The organism is Trichococcus sp. TS_SC_9 (assembly GCF_056156325.1).
In genome coordinates, this window is sequence record NZ_CM149591.1 from 2,616,577 (window position 1) to 2,638,476 (window position 21,900).

A 21,900-nucleotide genomic window follows, 5' to 3' on the forward strand; every position below is an offset into this window, starting at 1 on the left:
TGCAATCCGGTCCCTGAACCACCAAGTGAAAGCTGCCCTTTACATGTCAACCATGATTTCTTCCATTGTATAAGCCATTTCGATGTAAGGGTCCTCCGTATACCAATGCCGCGCATTGCCGAGGCAGGCGCAATAGAACGTCGTATCATTCTCATGCAGCATTTTCCGGAAGTGGACATGGCCCATGATGCTGTGCGTAATCGGGTAGCGATCATACAGTTGCATATAGCTTTTGCTGCCGAGGAAAGCATTGTAGTAATCGTATACCTTATGCGGGAGCGGGATGACGAATTGCGGATGCGTCACAACATGTGTCATCATGATTATTTTCCGGTCGCTGACTTCCTTCAGGTCGTTTTCCAGTTCCTCCTGCATGGCTGCTGCAACTGCGCGATCATCCTTAGACCAATGCACATATTGGCGGTCATTCCAACCGCCGACTTTCAGCTTTTTCCTGGAAAACTCTTCTATTGTATAGCGGTCACTGGCGAACCCATAATCATACCAACCCGGATTCCCCACCACTGCCCATTTATCCCCGATCAGAAACGGATTTCCGACAGGATTTTCATCCCGTTCCTTGAACAATTGATAGATGCGGTCCGTATCCTCTTCGTGATTGCGGATGGACCAGAAATCATGGTTTCCGGGCACGAATTGGATTTTCGAAACGTTATGGTCACGCATGCGATCCAAGAAAGTAAAGGTATCGTGGTAATCAGAAGAGACGTCCCCCGCCAACAACAGCAAGTCGATTTCTTGATTATAGAGCAGCTCCGCCAAGAGATGGTCAAACGTTTGCCCTGGCGCCAGCCTTTTCGCATTAGAGTCTATATGCAGATCCGACAATACACCAATTTTCACGTCCTCAACCCCCTCCTTTTCCTTAATGATGGTGTAAAAAAGAGCGAAGATGCATATCAGATTAACTGAGTTGCAGCTCCGCCCTTTCGCAGTGATTATTTCGAGAATGCTTCCGTCAATGGCGGCACTACTTGTTTTTTGCGTGAAACAACGCCCGGCAGCAACGCAACATTTTGGTTCAACGAGACACCAAATGCTGCCTCGACTGTGCCCAAATGCGAACCTACAGCCAATAAAGCAGAATCGCTGTCGATGATGTTGGTGATCACCAATAAGAAGACATCATAACCTTGCGCGCCGTTTTCAGCTTCCATGGCGGTAACAAGCTCAATTTGTCTATTCAGAACATCTTGAACGTCGACAGTATTCACTTGTGCGATGCGGACGTTTTTGTCGCCCATAGGGAAGGATTTAGCGTCCAAAGTCAACAATTCAGCAATCGACTTATCGTCCAGATTCGTTCCGGCTTTAAGCATTGCAAGGCCATATTCATTCAAGGAAACACCGGCGATTTCCGTCAAAGCTGCTGCCGCTTCTTCATCTTCCGGCGTGCAGGTCGGCGATTTGAACAATAACGTATCGGAAATGATGGCAGAAAGCATCAAGCCGGCGATGTCGGCTGGGATTGCGATGTTCTTTTCCTTGTACATTTTGTAAAGGATCGTATTCGTGCAACCGACTGGCTCTGCACGGTAATACAACGGGTTGGCCGTTTCGAAGTTCGCGATGCGGTGGTGGTCCACGACGGCATACACTTCAACATCTTTGATGTCGCTGACGCTTTGTTGCGCTTCGTTATGGTCGACCAAAGCAACCGTATCCGTTTCGTTTGCCGCAGTCGCGATGACGCGCGGAGCCTCTGTCTTGAATTGATTCAGAGCATAGGCTGTTTCCTCACTCGGCAGGCCCAGCGCAACGGCTTCGGCTTCGATTCCGTTTTGATTCAGATAGTAAGCATATGCGATAGCGGATGTGATCGCATCCGTATCCGGATTTTGGTGCCCAAAAACTAACAGTTTGTTCATTCAATTCACTCTCTCTTCCATTGTCTAAATTTATCATAATAAAAAAGGAAGAAAAGAGCAATGGCAATTCTCTTTTCTTCCTTTAAAAATAGTATTATTTTACAGATCCAAGTAACCTTTGTAGTCTTCCGTATGCAGAAGTTTTCTGGCATTTTCGACGCGCTCGGCGGTTGGCGGATCGATTCCGTCCAATTGATAAGGGATTCCCAATGTTTCCCACTTGTAGACGCCCATTTTATGGTAAGGCAGAATCTCCACTTTGACGATGTTTTTCAATGTTTTGAGGAAAGCGTCCAGACGGATCAAGAAATCATCATAGTCTGTCCGTTCCGGAATCAGCACATGACGGACCCAAATCGGTTGATTGATTTCCGACAAATATTTCGCCAGCTCGATGATGCTTTCGTTCGGCCACATTGTCAATTCTTTGTGCTTCCCGCTGTCGATGTGTTTGATGTCCAACAGGATCAAATCGGTCACAGCCAAGAGTTTGTTGAATTGGCTGAAGAATGGTTCATCATAAGTGAACGGCAAGCCGCAAGTGTCCAGTGTCGTATGCACGCCCTGGGCTTTGGCTTTCGTGAACAATTCAATCAAAAAGTCGATCTGCAGTAGCGGTTCGCCGCCGCTGACGGTAATGCCGCCTTTTTGTCCCCAGAAGGGCTTGTATTGCAAGGCCATGTTCAGCAATTCATCGCTTGTCATCTCATTGCCGCCACCGATGTTCCAGGTGTCCGGGTTATGGCAGAATTGGCAACGCATGCGGCAGCCTTGCATAAATATAATAAAACGGATTCCGGGCCCATCAACGGAACCGAAACTCTCTGTTGAATGCACAAATCCTTTTAAGGGTTCAGTCATTTAAAAAAACTCCTCTGTCGTTTATTTCTTAATCTCATTGTATCTCGCATAAGGAATATTTCCTATCAAAAAGAGCGACCTTTCGCTCCCTTTGATAGAAAACGGATGAATCAAATGATCCATCCGTTTAAATTTATACGATTAATATGCAAGTTGAAGCAGATTACATCATTTCGTGCATTGTACGGTTGATAACGTCCATTTGTTGTTCGCGAGTCAACTTGATGAAGTTAACAGCGTATCCGGAAACACGGATCGTCAATTGTGGGTAGTTTTCTGGGTGATCCATAGCGTCAAGCAATGTTTCACGGTTGAATACGTTGACGTTCAAGTGGTGTCCGCCTTTAGCGATGTAGCCATCCATCATTGCAGTCAAGTTTTCTTTTTGAACTTCTTCTTCACGTCCCAAAGCTTTAGGGATGATTGAGAATGTATTTGAGATACCATCCAATGAATATTTGTAAGGGATCTTAGCTACTGAAGACAAACTTGCCAAAGCGCCGTGAGTATCTCTTCCGTGCATTGGGTTAGCACCAGGTGCGAATGGTTCGCCGGCTTTACGTCCGTCTGGCGTGCTACCAGTTTTCTTACCGTAAACCACGTTAGAAGTGATTGTAAGGACAGAAGTTGTAGGGATAGAGTTGCGGTATGTTTGGTGTTTCTTAACTTTGCCCATGTACTGTTTCAACAAGTCGATACCGATTTGGTCAGCACGATCATCATTGTTACCATATTTAGGGAAGTCGCCTTCGATTTCGAAGTCAACAGCAATGCCGTTTTCGTCGCGGATTGGTTTAACTTTCGCGTATTTGATAGCAGAAAGTGAGTCGATTGTAACTGAGAATCCAGCCACACCAGTTGCCAATGTGCGGACAACGTGTGTATCATGCAAAGCCATTTCCAATGATTCGTATGAATATTTGTCATGCATGTAGTGGATAACGTTCAATGTATTCACATACAAAGCTACGATCCAGTCCATCATTACATCGAATTTTTCAGTAACTTCAGCGTAATCAAGGTATTCTGAAGTGATTGGTTGCAATTTAGGTCCAACTTGTTTTTTCTTAGTTTCGTCAATCCCGCCATTGATTGCGTAAAGCAATGTTTTAGCCAAGTTAGCACGCGCTCCGAAGAATTGCATTTGTTTCCCGATTCTCATCGCGGATACGCAGCAAGCGATTCCGTAGTCATCGCCCCATTCAAGAGTCATGATGTCATCATTTTCGTATTGGATAGCGCTTGTTTCGATAGACATTTTAGCACAGTATTTTTTGAATCCGTCAGGCAATCTAGTTGACCAAAGAACTGTCAAGTTAGGCTCTGGAGCTGCGCCTAAGTTAGTCAATGTGTTCAAGAAACGGAAGCTTGATTTTGTGACCATTGAGCGGCCATCATGTGCCATACCGGCGATTGATTCAGTAACCCATTGTGGATCTCCTGAGTACAATTCTTGGTATTCTGGCGTACGTGCAAATTTGATCATACGCAATTTCATTACGAAGTGGTCAACGATTTCTTGAGCCGTTTCTTCAGTCAATGTTCCGTTTTCAAGATCACGTTGGATATAGATATCCAAGAAAGTTGAAGTACGACCTAATGACATTGCTGCACCATTTTGTTGTTTAACAGCAGCCAAGTACCCGAAGTATAACCATTGGAAAGCTTCTTGAGCGGTTGTTGCTGGTTTGGAAATATCAAATCCGTAGATGTTTCCTAATTCTTTCAATTCTTTCAAAGCGCGGTATTGTTCGCTGAATTCTTCTCTCAAACGGATGATTTCTTCAGTCATCGTGCCGTCGCCGATTTTAGCGAATTCATTTAATTTGTCTTGCATCAGGAAGTCCACACCGTATAAAGCTACACGACGGTAGTCGCCGATGATGCGGCCGCGGCCGTATGCATCCGGTAAGCCTGTGATGACGCCGGTTGTTCTTGCTGCACGCATTTCTGGAGTGTAAGCGTCAAATACGCCTTGGTTATGTGTTTTTCTGTAGTCGCGGAAAATCATAGAAACTTCTGGATCAACTTTGTAGCCAGCTTCTTCACAAGCCTGTTCGCTCATGCGGATACCGCCGTAAGGCATCAAGCTGCGTTTAAGTGGTTTTTCAGTTTGGAAACCGACGATTTGCTCTTTTTCTTTGTTCAGGTAGCCTGCTGCATGGGAAGTGATGGAAGATACAACTTTAGTATCCATGTCCAATACGCCGCCAGCTTCTCTTTCTTGCTTAGTAAGATCCATAACTTGATCCCATAATAGAGTTGTTGTTTCAGTAGGACCAGCCAAGAAGCTTTCGTCGCCTGTGTATTCAGAGAAGTTGTTGATGATGAAGTCTCTTACGTCGACTTCTTCTTTCCAAGTTTTTCCTTTAAACCCTTGCCATTGTTCCATTATATATTCCTCCTATAAAGTGCTTTCACATTGTGATATGTGTAACAGGTTTCTACATGAATATTATAACACGTACAGATGAAAGTGCAACAACTATCAATCTTTTTTTCGAACTTTTTGTAAACTTTTCGAAAAATATTTAAAAACGTTGATATAACAACGTTCTGGAAGTCAAAAAAACGAAGAGAGCTTTCGATTAGTTAGTGAAACCTTTATTTTGATGGAAAATCTGTTTCATAAAAAAACAGAAACTGTATTATTACACAGTTTCCGTTTTGGCTTTTTGTTTATAACAGTTAATTAGAAAATTCTAATTTGTGAAAAATCAAACTCTTTCTCGATGTCCGATACTTCGCCATCCGTCTTCTCGTTGATAGCGAAACTGCCGTTCGAATACCTAGGACTGAAAGGTGTTTCTTTGCTTTCCACCACAACGCTATTCCCAACTGTGGTGCGGATCGCATATCGGTTAGGCAATGCTAGATTGCAATCCATAAAGATGATGCGGTGCGGCTTGGCCTTCAATTCCTTAAGCAGCATCAATCCCCGTTTCGCGCGGCCCAAAATTGGGACTTCGCCGGATTTGAATTTTTTGATGTTCCCTCTTTGCGTGACCACAAGGATTGGGAAGTCCTCATCACCTTCTTTAAAGGCGGCACCCCCGACCACAATGTCTCCGTCTTTCAGATTGATGGACTTGACCCCGCTGGCGCGCGTACCGATAATGCCTACTTCATTCACAGCGTAACGCAGGCTGAATCCGAAATGGGTCACAAGGAGAACATCGTAATTTTGTTGATCCTCCAAGCGTTGGATGGAGACAATCGCATCCGTTTCGCTCTTCAGCTTCATAGCGACCGCTTTTTTGTTTCTGTAGCCCCGGAAAGTCCGGAAGTCGCTCATCAGTGTCTGTTTAATGTAGCCTTCTTTTGACACGAATAGGATTGTCCCGGTTGGTTCACTGTTGTTCGGGAGAATTTCTACGCTGATGATTTTTTCTTCCGGAGCGAAGGGAATGTTTTGGGATATATGATTACCCGTATCTTTCCATTTCAGTTCCGGCAATTCATGGATCGGAAAATGAAGATAGTCTCCCTTATTAGTGAACATCACGATCGCATCAAGGGTAGATGCTTTCCCGACAAATAGCGGCTTATCTCCTTCGCGCAAGCCGATTTCGGCGATTGTCGAGGCTCCAAATGAGCGCAGGCTGGTGCGCTTGTAGTAGCCCTCTTTCGTGATCAAGACAACGACTTCCTCCACAGGCACGAGAACTTCCGTGTCGATTTTGATTTCCTCGATTTCATGCTGGATCGTAGTCCGGCGAGGATTCGCGTATTGTTTTTTGACTGAGGCTAGTTCTGTCTTCATCACAGCGTACAACGTTTTTTCCTGTTTCAGGATTTCGTGGTAAGTCGCAATCTGCTCATTCAGTTCCAGTTTTTCGTTCTGGAGGGCGGTGATGTCCGTATTCGATAACCGGTAAAGCTGCAAGGATACAATCGCTTCCGATTGCGGTTCCGAAAATGCATACTGCTTCATCAGATTCTGTTTGGAGTCCTTTTTGTCTTTACTGTCACGGATCAATTGGATGACTTCATCGAGAATTGAAATGACTCTGATCAATGCATCCACGATATGCAGACGCGTTTCTGCCTTTTTCAGGCTGTAATTCGTCCTGCGGGTGATGACGATTTTCTGGTGACGAATATAGGCTTTCAGTATTTGGTGCAAGCCTACCTGCTTCGGACGACGCTCGTCGATTGCTACCATATTGAAGTTGTAGTTCACTTGCAGATCCGTATTTTTGAGCAAATAATTGAGGATCCCTTCCGCGTTCGCTTCTTTTTTCAGTTCGACAACGATTTGCAGCCCAGAGCGGTCTGATTCATCCCGCACTTCGGCGATCCCTTCGATCTTGCGGTTGATGCGGATTTCGTCCATTCGCTTGACTAGCGTCGCTTTGTTGACGTCATAAGGGATTTCCGAAATGACGATCTGCTGTTTGCCGCCGCGGATACTCTCAATGGAGGTGCGCGAACGAACGACAACTTTCCCTTTGCCAGTGTTATAAGCGTCCTTCAGGCCATCCAAACCCTGTATAATCGCCCCGGTAGGGAAATCGGGTCCTTTTACATATTTCATGAGCGCTTTGAGCTCCGCCTCAGGGTGATCGATCAGATGCAAGGTCGCATCGATGACCTCGCCTAAATTATGCGGTGGAATATCGGTCGCGTAACCGGCGGATATGCCGGTGGCGCCGTTAACCAAAAGATTCGGGTAGCGAGCCGGCAATACGGTCGGCTCCTGATCGGTATCGTCGAAGTTCAGCACAAAGTCTACTGTTTCTTTGTCGATGTCGCGCAACAGTTCAGCAGAGATTTTTGACAACCTGGCCTCGGTATACCGCATCGCAGCGGCTGAGTCCCCATCCATGCTCCCGTTATTGCCGTGCATTTCGACTAATACTTCCCGCATCTTCCAATCTTGGCTCAACCGAACCATCGCTTCATAGACACTGGAATCGCCATGCGGATGGTAATTACCGATGACATTCCCGACTGTTTTAGCCGATTTACGGAAGCCTTTGTCAGAAGTATTCCCGGCAACATCCATCGCATAAAGGATCCGCCTTTGGACAGGCTTCAGTCCGTCGCGGATATCAGGCAAGGCACGATCTTGGATGATGTACTTCGAATATCGTCCGAAGCGATCTCCCATTACGTTTTCAAGCATCAGCTCTTTAATTTCCAGATTATCCACTATTGTTCACCACTTTCAAAATCTAAAGAAATTTGCTCTATATCATGAGCGGCCTGCTGATCTGAAGATTCTTTTTTCACTTGATCCTGCAGATGCGCCTCCCCGCTGTCGGATGCCGGCGCAATATCTTCCTCCAGAATGCTCTTATTGTCGGACATCGAAAATTCTACATGCTTCTCGATCCATTTCCTTCGCGGTTCGACTTTATTCCCCATCAGTGTCGTGACCCGGCGCTCCGCTTGGGCCTTGTCATCGATGAGCACGCGGATCAACGTCCTGGTTTCAGGATCCATTGTTGTATCCCACAGTTGATCTGCGTTCATTTCCCCTAGCCCTTTGTAACGTTGCAGAATATAGCCTTTGCCGATGATGTCGATTTTTTCCTGCAGTTCCTTTTCGGTCCATGCATACTGGATTTTTTCATTCTTGCCGACACCCTTGGATACTTTGTATAAGGGCGGCTGCGCTAGATAAATTTTTCCGGCTTCCAGCAACGGTTTCATGTAACGGTAAAAGAAAGTCAGCAACAAAATCTGAATATGGGCACCGTCCGTGTCCGCATCGGTCATGATGATGATTTTGTCGTAATTGCAATCCTTAATGTCGAAATCTGCACCTACCCCTGCACCGACTGTGTAGATGATCGTGTTGATTTCCTCGTTTTTCAATATATCCTGCATGCTCGCGCGTTCTGTGTTGATGACTTTCCCACGCAACGGAAGTATCGCTTGGAATTTGCGGTCGCGCCCTTGTTTGGCGGATCCGCCGGCGGAATCACCCTCGACGAGGTACAGTTCGTTCTTTTTCGGATTTTTGCTTTGCGCAGGCGTCAGTTTACCGGATAACAGCGATTCGTTTTTTTGGCGTTTTTTGCCGTTCCGCGTCTCTTCACGGGCTTTACGCGCTGCATTTCTGGCCTCTCTCGCTTTAAGTGATTTCCTGGAAAGCATTTGGGCTGTTTCGCCATTTTCTGTCAAGTAAATGCTCAATTTTTCGCTGATAAGGCCATCGACGGCTGCCCGCGCTTGCGGCGTGCCTAATTTTTCCTTCGTCTGCCCTTCGAACTGGAGCAGATTCTCCGGTACACGCAGGGACAATACTGCCGAAAGTCCTTCGCGGACGTCGCTGCCTTCGAGATTCTTTTCCTTCTCTTTGATCAGGTTCATTTTTCGGGCGTATTCATTGAAGGCTTTTGTGATGGCTGTCTTCGCACCGGTTTCGTGGGTGCCGCCATCCTTTGTGCGGACGTTGTTGACGAATGACAGGATCGTTTCCGAATAGCCGTCGTTGTACTGGAATGAGAACTCAATTTCGATTCCATCGGCTTCCCCGTTGAAATACACGACATCGTGCAGTGTATCCTTTTCTTCATTTAAGTAAGTAACGAATTCCTTGATTCCTTCTTCGAAGAAAAAAGTATCGCTTTGTTCGGTTCGTTCATCCTTTAGCGTGATGGTTAAGCCTTTCAGCAGAAAAGCTGATTCCCGGAACCGTTCCGCCAAAACATCGTAGGACAGTTGCGCTGTTCCGAAAACCTCTTTGTCAGGTAAAAAATGAATCAACGAGCCGGATGCTTTTGCAGTGGTTTTTGCTTTGGTCAATTTGCTGGCAGGTTTTCCGCCATCCTTAAATTTCATTGTATAGAGTGTGCTCTCGCGGATGACCGATACTTCCAGCCATTTGGAAAGAGCATTGACGACACTCGCGCCCACTCCGTGAAGACCTCCTGAAGTTTTGTAACCGCCCTGGCCGAATTTCCCTCCAGCATGCAGCACGGTGAAAATGACTTGGATGGTTGGCACCCCTGAAGCGTGCAAACCGGTAGGCATGCCGCGGCCATTATCTTTGACGCTGATGCTTTGGTCTTCATGGATCGTGATGTCGATCTTATCCGCATACCCTGATAAAGCCTCATCTACCGCATTATCGACTATCTCATATACTAAATGATGCAATCCGCGGGCATCAGTCGAGCCGATATACATCCCGGGCCGTTTTCTGACTGCTTCAAGTCCTTCCAACACTTGGATGGAATCATCATTGTATTTATTCTCTTTATTTTGTGCCATAAAAAAACTCCTTCGTATCTGTTCTAACCGAACATCTATTCTATCATACTGTATAACTTTCACTTTGGAAAGTATAAAAAATAAGACGGAATTCTGCCTCCTATAGGAAAAAAGCCGATAAAATGGTAAAATGAACTGCAATTGTATATTAACTGAGCATCAACATAGGAGTGAAGAGAGAATGACAGCAATCGTCATCGTCCTGGCCTATCTTTTGGGTTCCATCCCGTCAGGCATTTGGATCGGAAAATATTTTTATCAAACAGACATCCGCAAATACGGCAGCGGGAACAGCGGAACTACCAATACCTTCCGGGTATTAGGAAAAAAAGCCGGCATCATCGTTTTGGTCATGGATATGCTGAAAGGTTCAGCAGCGACCCTTTTGCCGATTTGGCTGGGAGTCGATATCCATCCTCTATTGACCGGGGTTGTTGCGGCCCTAGGGCATACGTATCCCCTTTTCGCCGGATTCAAAGGCGGCAAAGCCGTTGCCACCAGCGCGGGTATCCTGTTGGCCTACAATCCGCTTTTCTTTGGGGAAGCCGTCGTCGCTTTCATCATCTACCTGTACTTCTCCAGAATGGTCAGCCTATCCAGCATCCTGGTCTGTTTTACGGCGGTCGCTCTTTCCTTCTTTTTTAAGGATTGGCCATTGACGCTCGTTACGATCCTTTTGACGATCTTCATCATCTATCGCCATCGTTCCAACATTTACCGGATCAGAAATGGAACGGAAAGCAAAGTGCCTTTCGGCTACAAATCGAAGAGCGCTAAAGAAAATTAACAGAATAAGGCGGGGCACTAAATCATCGTTGATTTACTGCCCCGCCTTTTATCTGGCCCAAAGTCAAATGCTGTCTGGACTAGCGGCCGAATGAATTAAAAGAAATCGACCCGATGGACATAATAACGTTTATTCCCGGGCTCCAGCGATTGGATGGCTGTTTTCCGTTCCAGCTCCCCGCCCGAATCCGACCGGTCCGCAAGTCCGCACCAAGGTTCCAAACAAACATAAGTGGCGTCTTCCTGAGGCTTCGTCCAGATGCCCAAGTATTCGAAATCCTCATAGGACATCGTGACCCCATGCTCACCTTTATTGGAAGCCAGCGTCACAGTCGTCGGTTCCGGCGTTTTGAAAATGATGGCATCATTCAGGAAGAGGTCCCTTTGTAATGGGATTGTGTTCTGTTCCACTTCAACCGTTTTGTCTGCTGCAAGATAAGGGCCATTCAGGAACAGGCGCTGGCGGGAAGTTTCCGGAGTCATCTTGATGTAGTAATCCTCGAATGTTTCCCCTTCCGTCAACGGCACATTGAAGCCTGGGTGTCCTCCAATCGAGAAATACATCTTGTTGGCATCAAGGTTCTTCACTTTGTAGCTGATCGACAATTGACTCTCGAACAATTGATAAGTCAACTGCAGTTCAAATGAAAATGGATAAACATCTTTGAAATCACCATTCGGCGCAAGGATGAAGGTAATGCTGTCGGTCAAACGCTCATGCACCGAAAATTTTGAATCGCGCGCAAATCCGTGTTGCCCCATTTTATACGTTTTATCGTTGTGTCGGAAAGTATCATCCTTCAGGCGTCCAACAAAAGGGAACAAGATCGGCGCATGTCTGTTCCAAACTTTTTCATCAGCCTGCCAAATATATTCGATGCCGGTTTTCTTTGCGATTACACTGGTGATTTCTGCACCTTTATCCTTTACGGTTACCGTAAGGTGCTTGTTTTCGATTACAAACTCCATGACATTTCCCCCTAGTTTGGCTTTACACCATTTTGCTTACTGATCATTTTTTGGATACAAAGCCCCTTTTAAAGCATCAAGCAATTCTGCAGAACCGACTCTGATGAACGTTCCCTTCATGCCGAGCGATCTCGTCTCGAGAATGCCGGCTGATTCCAGTTTTCTTAAGGCGTTCACAATCACGGAACGCGTTATATTTTTTTCTGCCGCAATTTTTGATGCGGTTATTCGTTCCTCCAAGGATGGAAAAGTCTCAAAGATCGCTTTGACCGCCTCCATTTCGCTGAAGGACAGCGATTTTATGGCGATCTGGATCAGTGTGGTCACGCGCGTTGCTTCTTGCATGCGCAAATTGATGGCATGCAGCAATTCGATGCCGATAACGGTGGCACCATGTTCGGCAAGGATCAGATCGCTGCTGTCAAAGACGGGAAACAAACGTGCCAACACCAAGCTCCCTAAGCGCTTGCCGGAAGCGAAAATCGGAACGATCGTTGTGACACCCGTAATGAACAGGTCCCTGCTCTCGATCGGAAAGGCCGTAAAATCGGATTCGATGCCGATGTTAGCGGTCGTCTGAAACAACGCAGACAGATTGTGGGCATACTGCTCCGGAAATTTCTTGTCCTCCAGCATTTGCTTGATGCGGGCATTGTTGATATCGGTCGCCTCGCTGTAGCCCAACAGATTGCCGGACAGATCGATCAGATACGTGTTGGCGCTTAGTATGTCGCCGAGCACGCTCGCCATTTCCGTAAAAGGTAATGCCGTCGCTTCGTCGCTGACAGCAACAAAGCCCCCTTCTTTTTGCAGCATGTAGTTGATCCTTCTCAACTTTTCTAATAATTCGTCCATGTTTCCCCCCTACAATCATCCATCAGAAAATATCCGCAAGGTTCATCCAACCTAAAGGGGATTTTTTTTGCTTAAAGGATATATCTTCTTAAATCTTTGTTTTCTACAATCTTCTCAAGTTTCTCATCCACATAATGTTCTGTTATCGTGATGTCTGTCCCGGGAATTTCGGAAGCTTCAAACAGCAGATCCTCCAGCAATTTTTCCATAATCGTGTGCAGCCTTCTGGCACCGATATTATCGTTTTCCTGGTTGACTTCTGTCGCGATGACGGCCATTTTCCGGATGGCTTCCTGGGTGAAGGTGATGTTGACGTCCTCCGTTGCCAACAGAGCGATGTATTGCTTCAGCATCGCATTGTTGGGCTCGGTAAGGATCCGGACGAAATCATCTTCCGTGAGGTCGTTCAATTCTACCCGGATCGGGAAACGTCCTTGCAGTTCGGGAATCAAATCGCTTGGCTTGGAGACGTGAAACGCACCTGACGCGATGAAGAGGATGTGGTCCGTTTGGATAGCCCCATACTTGGTGGAAACTTGGCTGCCTTCGACGATCGGAAGGATATCCCGTTGCACACCTTCCCGCGACACTTCGCCGGTGTTTTGTGACTTGGAAGTGATTTTGTCGATTTCATCGATAAAAATGATGCCGTTGGTTTCGGCCAACTTCAAAGCTTCCTGGGAAATATCATCCTTGTTGACCAATTTGTCGGTTTCTTCCTGCACGAGCACCTCGATGGCATCTTCGACTAAAAGCGTCCGCTGGGTCTTCTTTTTCGGCGTCATGGATTCGAATGCCGACTGCAGCATCATCATTTGTTCGTTGTTCCCGCCACCTAGTGGATTGGCTTGTTTTTCCTCCACTTTTATGGAGACTTCACGTTTGTTCAACAAGCCTTTGCGCAATTGTTCGATGATTTCCGCTCTGCTCTGGGCGATTTCCGCAGTTACGTCTTCGGTTTCCTCTTCCTGATTTTCCGGCAGAGGCATTCCCAGGTTTTTGAACATATTTTGCCAGTCATTCATGCCTTCCTGTTTGGGCTTGGCTTTTTTGATCCCCGGCTTCATGATTTTGGCCAGGCGTTGCAAAGCCGCTTCATAGGCTTTGGTATACACGTCGCCGCGTTTTTGTTTTTCGACGATCTGGATAGCGTTCTCCACAAGGTCGCGGACCATCGATTCGACATCACGGCCGACATAGCCGACTTCCGTGAATTTGGTTGCCTCGACCTTAACGAAGGGTGCTTCGACCAACAGCGCCAAGCGTCTCGCCAACTCCGTCTTGCCTACTCCAGTCGGGCCAATCATCAGAATATTTTTCGGAGTCACCTCTTTTTGCATATCTGTGTCCAGTTGTTGCCTCCGGTAGCGATTCCGCAAAGCGACAGCAATTGCTTTTTTGGCTGCATCCTGGCCAATGATATAGCGGTCGAGCTCCTTGACGATTTCTCTTGGTGTTCTGTTGTGCTGTTCCTTCATTATACTAGCCACCTATCTAAAATTCTTCAACAATAATGTTGTCGTTAGTAAATACGCAGATTTCTGAGGCAATCTTGAGACTTTCATAGGCGATTTCTTTTGCAGAAAGCTCGGAGCCTCTTCGCTTTAAGGCTCTTGCTGCAGCCAAGGCATAATTCCCGCCTGAGCCAATCGTAAGGATCCCGTCATCCGGTTCAATGACTTCCCCGCTTCCGGAAACGAGCAGCATCTGCTCATTGTTCATGACGATCAGCAACGCTTCCAGCTTCTGAAGGGCACGATCACCACGCCATTCTTTAGCCACTTCGATGGAGGCACGCAACAGGTTGCCTTTGTATTGATTGAGTTTCTCTTCAAATTTATCTTCTAGGGTGAAAGCATCGGCTACACCGCCAGCGAAACCGACGATGACTTCATCATGATAGATGCGTCTGATTTTTTTGGCGGTTCCTTTCATGATGACGGATTCGCCCATCGTCACCTGACCGTCTCCCGCCATGGCTGAACGTCCGTTGTGCTGCACTGCACATATTGTTGTCATATGGTATTCCCCCTATTTCTTGCTGTCCCGTTTCGCCCGTGGATGGAATTGGTTGTAATTCCGTTGCAAGGCGTCTTTCGTTACATGTGTATAGATTTGAGTGGATGACAGGCTGGCGTGTCCCAGCAGTTCCTGCACGGTCCGCATATCCGCCCCGTTATTCAGCATATCGGTCGCAAAGGTATGCCGCAGCATATGCGGATGCAACGTCCCGGTCAAACCTGTTTTTTTCATGATCTGTTTCAGTATGTATTCAATGCCGCCTGCTGTAAGCGGATCGCCCAATCGATTCACAAAGAGATAATCATGGCTGCGTTGGTGCTTTGACATCAATTCTGACCGGGTCATTTCCAGGTACTCTTGGATGGCTGCGGCAGCATAATGCCCGAACGGTACATAGCGCTCTTTATTTCCTTTTCCGAAAATCAGAATGACGCCCAAGTCGAAGGAAATATCCTGTAGCTTGATGTTCTTGCATTCGCTGACGCGGATTCCGGTTGCATACAACAACTCCACCAATGCCCGGTTCCGATAATCCAGTACTTCGGTCCCTTCTGCTGCACGCAAGAGTTTTTCCAATTCTTCTTCGTACAGATACTGCGGCAGACGCAACTGCTTTCTCTTGAAAGAGATATAGGATAAAGGGTTTTCATCCAGAAGGTCATTGCGGATCAAGAAGTGATAGAATCCCCTCAAGCTCGACAACGTGCGCGAAATGGTGTTTCGGCTCAGTTTTTGTTCATCCAAAAAACTCAGATACAGACGGACATCATACAATTGTACCGCCATTAAGTCGCTGGTTCCACTTTCTTCGAGAAAGGATTCGAATTTTTTTAGGTCAAACAGATAGGCTTTGACCGTTTCGTCGGAATAGCGCCGTTCAATTGCCAAATAGTTTATGAATCGATCAATTAATTCTTGATTAGACAAAAAAATCCCTCCAACATCTTATGACTAAATTTATCACAATGTTGGAGAGATTTCAATGTAAGCTAACGAACTTAAATCGTTTGCACGAATTCATCAAGGGCAGCCAACGCTTTATCGGCTATCATTTGGTTTTTGATTTGTTTATCACGGATTTTCTTGCCCCCCAACGGTTCGATGATGCCGAAGTTGGCGTTCATCGGTTGGAAGTGTTTGCTGTCCGTATTCGTTATGTAGTGCGACATGGCACCAATCATCGTTTCTTTCGGGAAGACGACACATTCCTGCCCGTTCGCCATTCGGGCGGCATTAAGGCCCGCCAACAAGCCGCTGGCGGCACTCTCGACATATCCTTCCACGCCGGTCATCTGGCCAGCGAAGAACAGATCGTCGCGTTTTTGGCTCTGATAGGTGGAGCGCAGAATTTTTGGAGAGTTGAGGAACGTATTCCGGTGCATGACACCATAACGCACGATTTCAGCATTCTCCAATCCCGGGATCATCTGCAGGATCCTCTTCTGCTCTCCCCATTTCAGGTGCGTCTGGAAACCAACGATGTTGTACAAGGAGCCCGCAGCATTGTCCTGACGGAGCTGCACAACTGCGTAAGGCATCTTTCCGGTCTTTGGATCCTCAAGACCTACCGGCTTCATCGGACCGAACAGCAGCGTTTTTTCGCCTTTTGAGGCCATCACTTCGAAAGGCATGCAGCCATCGAAGTATTTTTCCTTTTCGAATTCCTCCAGCGGGGCCACTTCAGCAGCGATCAGTTCGCGATAGAACGATTCGAATTCCGCTTTTGTCATCGGACAGTTCAGGTAGGCGGCTTCGCCGTTGTCGTAACGCGACTTCAAGTATACCTTTTCCATATTGATACTGTCTTTTTCCAACACCGGTGCGGCGGCATCATAGAAGTACAAGCCTTCCATCTCAATAAAGCTTTGGATCGATTGGCTCATTGGTTCAGAAGTCAACGGGCCTGTCGCTACCACTGTGATCCCTTCCGGCAATGCCGTCAGTTCATCCAGGTGGATCGTGATATTGGGATGAGCTTCCAATGTTTGCGTCACGTAGGCCGAAAAATTGTCGCGATCAACGGCCAAAGCTCCGCCTGCCGGCAGAGCTGTCGCATCAGCCGCTTTGATGATCAGGGAATTCAGATGACGCATTTCTTCCTTTATCAATCCCGCGGCGTTCGTGACTTGGTTCCCCCGCAGCGAATTGGTGCAGACCAATTCCGCGAAACCTGAAGTATGGTGGGCAGGCGTCATCTTTTTGGGTCTCATCTCATAGAGATCGACCTGGATGCCCTGCTCCGCTATTTGAAAAGCCGCTTCGCTTCCAGCTAAGCCGGCTCCGATTACGGTAACTGATTTATCTGTCATAGGATGCCTCCATAACGTTATTTCTGTACATCTTCCTCATATTCACAATGACTGCATTTCACTTGGATGCCGCCCTTGACCTTCTTCTCAACCAGATAATGTTGACATTTCGGGCAATCGCGGCCGATCGGTTTGTCCCACGAAATGAATTCGCACTCTGGATACTGATCGCAGCCATAGAATATCCGGTTCTTCTTGGATTTCCGTTCGATGACCTCGCCTTTGTGGCACACAGGGCACGTCACGTTGATTTTCTTCACGATCGGTTTCGTGTTCCGGCATTCCGGGAAATTGCTGCACGCATAGAACTTTCCGAATCTGCCGATTTTGATGACCATCGGATGTCCGCATAATTCGCAATCGAATCCGGCAGGTTCATCTTTGATCTCAATTTTTTCAATCTCGACTTCCGCTTTCGCCAATTCTTCGGCGAAGGGCTTGTAAAAACGATCAACTACTTTGACCCATTCCATATTACCCTCTTCGACACTGTCCAGGTCCTGCTCCATTCCGGCGGTGAAGGAAATGTTCACGATGTCCGGGAAATAGGTGGAGATCAAACCATTGACGATCGTACCCAATTCGGTTGGCTCAAAACGTTTTGCCGTCACTTTTACGTAATAGCGTTTCTGGATCGTTTCGATCGTAGGCGCATAGGTCGAAGGTCTTCCGACTCCATTCTCCTCCAGAGCCTTGATGAGCGTCGCTTCCGAATAACGGGCCGGCGGTTGCGAGAAATGCTGATTCGGTTCGATGTCCTTCGAGAAGACAGTGTCGCCGACAGCCATTTCCGGCAGAAGGTTGTCTTTTTCTTTGGCGGTGCCTTCAACGTAGACTTTGCGGTAACCGGCAAAGTTTTCTTTGGAACCCGTCGCCCGGAACATGACGTCCTCGTGCTTGAGGTCCACCTTCATCGTATCGAAGACCGCTGGCGTCATCTGACTCGCCAAAAAGCGCGCCCAGATCAATTGATACAATTTGAACTGGTCTTTCGTCAAAAAGGCTTCGATTTCGCTCGGCACTCTTAAAACGCTGGAAGGACGGATGGCTTCATGCGCATCCTGGGCCGATGGAGCCTTTTTGTTTTCGCGCTGTTTTTCGATGGCATATTCCGGACCGTATGTGCCCGTGATGTATTCATGCGCTTCCTCTATCGAACCGGCCGACACACGTGTCGAGTCCGTTCGCATGTAGGTGATCAAACCTACGGAGCCTTCTTTGCCGAGTGGAATCCCTTCATAGAGTTCCTGTGCGATCATCATCGTTTTCCGCGTACGGAAATTCAGTTTGTTGGCGGCTTCCTGTTGAAGACTGGAGGTCGTGAACGGCTGAGCCGGGTTGCGTTTTTGCTGTTTCTTCGTTACATCGGAAATCTCAAAAACATTGGAAGTGATCTTTTCGAAAACCGCATCCGCTTCCTCTTTAGTCTTCAGCTTCAGCTTTTTCCCGCCCAAGCCATAAAAGGCTGCCTGAAAAACATGTTTGTCCTTCAGGAATGTGCCATCGATCGTCCAGGATTCCACAGGTTCGAACCCGGCAATCTCTTCTTCGCGGTTGACGATCAGTTTTAGGGCAACGGATTGGACCCGTCCGGCACTCAAACCCTTTTTGACTTTCTTCCATAGTATGGGTGAAATCGAGTAGCCGACCAGACGATCCAATATCCTTCGGGCTTGCTGGGCTGAGACAAGATCCATATTGATTGGTCTCGGATTTTTTAATGCTTCTTTAACTGCATCTTTGGTTACTTCATTATAAACGACGCGGATATTGTCTGCGGGGTCCAAGCCCAACAAGTGAGCGAGGTGCCACGAGATGGCTTCCCCTTCTCTATCCGGGTCGGAAGCCAGATAAATTTTTTCTGCCTTATGTCCATATTTTTTCAATTCTTTAATCAGGTCGCCTTTACCACGAATGGAAATATAATCCGGCTGATAGTCATTTTCGATATTGATTGCCATGCGACTCTTTGGTAAATCGCGCAAGTGGCCTTTACTTGCTACCACTTTATAGTTTCTGCCAAGGTACTTTTCTATCGTCTTGGCTTTGGTAGGTGATTCCACGATGACTAAATATTTATAAGCCAAAGAAACGACTCCTCTCAACGAAATATTTGTATGTATATTTCTGTCATTTAAATCGTTTCTCATCTTATGCCATAAACTAGGTGTTTGTCAAATGGAAGTTATTTCCTAGGTGCTTCAGTTCCACTGGGTTTTCATTTCTTCGAGCACATCATTCGCGTTCAAAACGCAGGCTGCACCGGCCTTTATCAATTGATTGGTACCGACACTGAGGCGGCTGGTAATATTTCCGGGAACCGCATAAACATCCCTGTTTTCCTGCAACGCCAAATTCGCGGTTATGAGGCTGCCGCTGTTTTCCGTCGCTTCGATGACCAACGTCGCCAACGAAAGGTTTGCGATCAGACGATTGCGCATCGGAAAATGAAAACGTTCCGGTTTCGAGCCTAAAGGATATTCGCTGATGACAAGCTGCTTTTCCATCATTTGCCGTTGCAGCGCAGCATTTTCTCTTGGGTAAGTGACATCCAGACCTGACCCGATTATGCCGATTGTGGCGCCGCCGTATTCGATGGTACAGGAATGAACCATTTGATCGATTCCTTTGGCGAGCCCACTTACCAGCGTAACGCCTTCCGAAACCAACGGTGGGATCATTTCGTCCATCACTGCTTTTCCGTATGCAGTCGGACTGCGGCTGCCGACGATGCTCAAACAAGGCTGCTCCAATAAACGGATATTTCCAGCATAGAATACAACAATAGGCGGCAGATAGCTGTTCAGCCAGCCCTCCGGATAACCATTGTCCAGAATTGTCAAAATCTGGATATTTTTGACCCGATAAAGTTCTTTCAGCTCTTCAAAAGGCCTCTTGAAGTATGCAGTCTCCAATGACAGCTTCAACTTCTGTTGTTTGGTTTCATTGGTTGTCGGCACATAGCTATTCACGATTTCTTCTATTGAATAGAAAGGATCCCTCATCCAAGACAAGTGCAGATGCTTCATAAAATTCGGCGTGCATACGCCCGTCATTGCATGATAAATCAACTTATCCCGGATCGTCAGATCCTCGCGGTTCATTTCCATAAAAAAACTCCTTTGCATACCATCTGTTAAGATAATACGAAAGGAGTTGGATTCTGCTTTTTGAATTGTAAAATTTTGATGAAATAGAGAATGTCATCCGGGGAAGTCACCTTCTAACTAATCTCAAACGGGAATCTTCATTGGTCTCTCAACATGCTTTTGATCGGATCAAACGTCTTCCGGTGGATGGGTGTGATGCCATGAGTATCCAGGCCAGATAAATGCAGCTGGGTGCCATACCCGGCATTCTTCTCAAATCCGTAGTGTGGATATTGCAAAGCATACTCGGACATGAGGCGATCACGGTATACTTTTGCGACAATGCTGGCGGCTGCAATCGAGACTGATTTGGCATCACCTTTGATGATCGATTGCTGTTCGACAGGCAACGGAAGCTTCATGGCGTCGATGAGCAGGCTGTCCGGCTCTTGTTTCAAATTGGCGATTGCCTGCATCATCGCCAGTTTGGTGGCTTGATAAATATTCACGGCATCGATCGTTTCTGGTGAAATCAATCCGATGCCGACGTCGGCAATGGCCATGATCTGATCGTAAAGTTGCTCCCTTTTTTTGGCTGAGAGTTGTTTCGAATCATTGACCGGAAGGAAAGGGAGATCTAAAGGCAGAATGACTGCTGCAGCGACCACAGGGCCGGCTAATGGACCTCTGCCGACTTCATCGATCCCTGCGATAGCGAGACGGCCTTTTGACTTCAGTTCTTCTTCGAAGGACATCATCTGGACTTGCCGCTCTTTTAGGGCAAGGACGAGTTGATAATTCCGTTCCCATGATTTGACGGCAGCTTGGACGCCTTTGCGGGAGTCGGCTCGGATTGCTTCCCAACGGTGATCATCAAAAGATTCGATCCCCTGCAATTGCTCCTTGATGGCAGCGATGCTCACTGGTTTGTTCATTCCGCTAAGCCCTCTTCAGCCTCCGCGGCCTTTACGGGAACTTGGTCCAACGTATACGGACCAAGTTTGCCGCCGCGAATATCAAAAATGATTTTTTCGCTTGCACGGCTGTAATCCTCTCCAAAACGCAGTTTCGTGGTCAATTCCATCAACAATTCCGGAACCTCTCCTTCGAATTCTTTTTCGTCCACCTTATAGAATGCCTGCAATCTGCCCGGATAATGCTGCATAAAATGACGCAATGCAAATAATGCGACGTCATCCTTATGGAAAACGGTATCCTTGATCGCTCCGGTCAGGGCAAGCTTTTGCCCGATCAGCTGGTCCTCGAACTTAGGCCAAAGTATCCCTGGCGTGTCCAGCAACTCGAAATCGCCGCCGATTTTCAACCATTGTTGGCCTTTGGTTACGCCGGGGCGATTGCCGGTCTGCGCGCGGTTCTTCTGCATCAGTTTGTTGATCAAGGTTGATTTCCCGACGTTCGGGATACCAAGGATCATCAAACGGATAGCACGGGGTTTGACGCCCTTATTGATCATCGCTTGCGTTTTGTGGGCCATCATCTCTTTCAGTTCTCTTTTGATATTCTCTACATCTTTATTGTTCAGCGTCGACATCGAAACGGCCCGTTGCGCTTTCTTATCCTGCTTGAAGTATTCAACCCAGTCTTTGGTGGCTGTCTTATCCGCAAGATCGGCTTTGTTAAGGACGATCAATCTTGGTTTGTTTCCGATGATGTCATCTATCAAAGGGTTACGGCTTGATACCGGCAGGCGCGCGTCCAGCAACTCAATCACCAAATCGACCATTTTTAATTTTTCCAACGCTTCACGTTTCGCTTTTGCCATGTGGCCTGGGAACCATTGTATTAACATATTGACACTTCCTTTTCTGAGTAAATCCTTTTGCTTCCATTCAAGACAAAACACAAGTGCAAATACACTTGTGTGCGGTTGTCCCT

Annotated in this window: 17 protein-coding genes; 1 reads left to right on the forward strand and 16 read right to left on the reverse strand. The window is 47.0% G+C overall.

From position 1 onward, the window contains the following. Nucleotides 1–39 precede the first annotated feature (39 nt). The 6 genes from AC0J5I_RS12750 to parE all read right to left on the reverse strand — a co-directional run bounded on the left by AC0J5I_RS12750 (nt 40) and on the right by parE (nt 9,974). Nucleotides 40–864: a metallophosphoesterase gene (locus AC0J5I_RS12750; RefSeq protein ID WP_475300518.1), complete on the reverse strand. Its 825-nt coding sequence runs from the start codon at nt 862–864 to the stop codon at nt 40–42. A 95-nt stretch (nt 865–959) separates the two neighbouring features. After that, a complete protein-coding gene (locus AC0J5I_RS12755) occupies nt 960–1,889 on the reverse strand; it encodes a manganese-dependent inorganic pyrophosphatase (protein WP_107995313.1) in 930 nt (309 codons plus the stop codon). Between the two features lie 99 nt (nt 1,890–1,988). Then, entirely contained in the window at nt 1,989–2,750 is a 762-nt protein-coding gene (gene pflA, locus AC0J5I_RS12760; RefSeq protein ID WP_107995314.1) for a pyruvate formate-lyase-activating protein, read from the reverse strand. A 163-nt stretch (nt 2,751–2,913) separates the two neighbouring features. Further along, entirely contained in the window at nt 2,914–5,142 is a 2,229-nt protein-coding gene (gene pflB, locus AC0J5I_RS12765; RefSeq protein ID WP_107995315.1) for a formate C-acetyltransferase, read from the reverse strand. Nucleotides 5,143–5,442: 300 nt separating this feature from the next. Further along, on the reverse strand, nt 5,443–7,878 hold the full coding sequence (gene parC / locus AC0J5I_RS12770) for a DNA topoisomerase IV subunit A (RefSeq protein ID WP_475305720.1): 2,436 nt from the start codon (nt 7,876–7,878) through the stop codon (nt 5,443–5,445). A 26-nt stretch (nt 7,879–7,904) separates the two neighbouring features. After that, complete coding sequence (parE, locus tag AC0J5I_RS12775) at nt 7,905–9,974, reverse strand: DNA topoisomerase IV subunit B (protein ID WP_475300529.1); 2,070 nt, start codon at nt 9,972–9,974, stop codon at nt 7,905–7,907. 181 nt (nt 9,975–10,155) lie between these two features. Here parE and plsY point away from each other — a divergent pair, with 181 nt between their 5' ends. After that, nucleotides 10,156–10,761, forward strand: coding sequence for a glycerol-3-phosphate 1-O-acyltransferase PlsY (gene plsY, locus AC0J5I_RS12780; protein WP_475300533.1), 606 nt, complete (start codon nt 10,156–10,158; stop codon nt 10,759–10,761). A 95-nt stretch (nt 10,762–10,856) separates the two neighbouring features. Here plsY and AC0J5I_RS12785 read toward each other — a convergent pair whose 3' ends face one another. The 10 genes from AC0J5I_RS12785 to ylqF form a co-directional block, all read right to left on the reverse strand. Beyond that, nucleotides 10,857–11,729 (reverse strand): aldose 1-epimerase family protein, encoded by an 873-nt coding sequence (locus AC0J5I_RS12785; RefSeq protein ID WP_475300537.1) that lies wholly within the window; start codon nt 11,727–11,729, stop codon nt 10,857–10,859. 36 nt (nt 11,730–11,765) lie between these two features. Continuing rightward, nucleotides 11,766–12,584 (reverse strand): GTP-sensing pleiotropic transcriptional regulator CodY, encoded by an 819-nt coding sequence (codY, locus tag AC0J5I_RS12790; protein WP_107995319.1) that lies wholly within the window; start codon nt 12,582–12,584, stop codon nt 11,766–11,768. 71 nt (nt 12,585–12,655) lie between these two features. Further along, nucleotides 12,656–14,062, reverse strand: coding sequence for an ATP-dependent protease ATPase subunit HslU (gene hslU / locus AC0J5I_RS12795; RefSeq protein ID WP_107995320.1), 1,407 nt, complete (start codon nt 14,060–14,062; stop codon nt 12,656–12,658). Nucleotides 14,063–14,078: 16 nt separating this feature from the next. Next, nucleotides 14,079–14,603, reverse strand: a complete 525-nt coding sequence (hslV, locus tag AC0J5I_RS12800; protein WP_475300545.1) for an HslVU peptidase proteolytic subunit — start codon at nt 14,601–14,603, stop codon at nt 14,079–14,081. A 12-nt stretch (nt 14,604–14,615) separates the two neighbouring features. After that, the gene (xerC, locus tag AC0J5I_RS12805; protein ID WP_475300548.1) at nt 14,616–15,533 is read right to left on the reverse strand and encodes a tyrosine recombinase XerC; all 918 of its coding nucleotides are present in this window, start codon (nt 15,531–15,533) and stop codon (nt 14,616–14,618) included. Between the two features lie 71 nt (nt 15,534–15,604). After that, nucleotides 15,605–16,915 carry a methylenetetrahydrofolate--tRNA-(uracil(54)-C(5))-methyltransferase (FADH(2)-oxidizing) TrmFO gene (gene trmFO, locus AC0J5I_RS12810; protein WP_107995323.1) on the reverse strand — a complete coding sequence of 437 codons (1,311 nt, stop codon included), beginning with the start codon at nt 16,913–16,915 and terminating at the stop codon, nt 15,605–15,607. Nucleotides 16,916–16,932: 17 nt separating this feature from the next. Further along, the gene (gene topA / locus AC0J5I_RS12815) at nt 16,933–19,002 is read right to left on the reverse strand and encodes a type I DNA topoisomerase (protein ID WP_107995324.1); all 2,070 of its coding nucleotides are present in this window, start codon (nt 19,000–19,002) and stop codon (nt 16,933–16,935) included. A 114-nt stretch (nt 19,003–19,116) separates the two neighbouring features. Next, a complete protein-coding gene (dprA, locus tag AC0J5I_RS12820) occupies nt 19,117–20,025 on the reverse strand; it encodes a DNA-processing protein DprA (protein WP_475300555.1) in 909 nt (302 codons plus the stop codon). Between the two features lie 137 nt (nt 20,026–20,162). Beyond that, a complete protein-coding gene (locus AC0J5I_RS12825) occupies nt 20,163–20,939 on the reverse strand; it encodes a ribonuclease HII (RefSeq protein WP_475300558.1) in 777 nt (258 codons plus the stop codon). After that, nucleotides 20,936–21,814 (reverse strand): ribosome biogenesis GTPase YlqF, encoded by an 879-nt coding sequence (gene ylqF, locus AC0J5I_RS12830; RefSeq protein WP_107995327.1) that lies wholly within the window; start codon nt 21,812–21,814, stop codon nt 20,936–20,938. Before ylqF ends, AC0J5I_RS12825 begins: the two co-directional genes overlap by 4 nt. Nucleotides 21,815–21,900 lie beyond the last annotated feature (86 nt).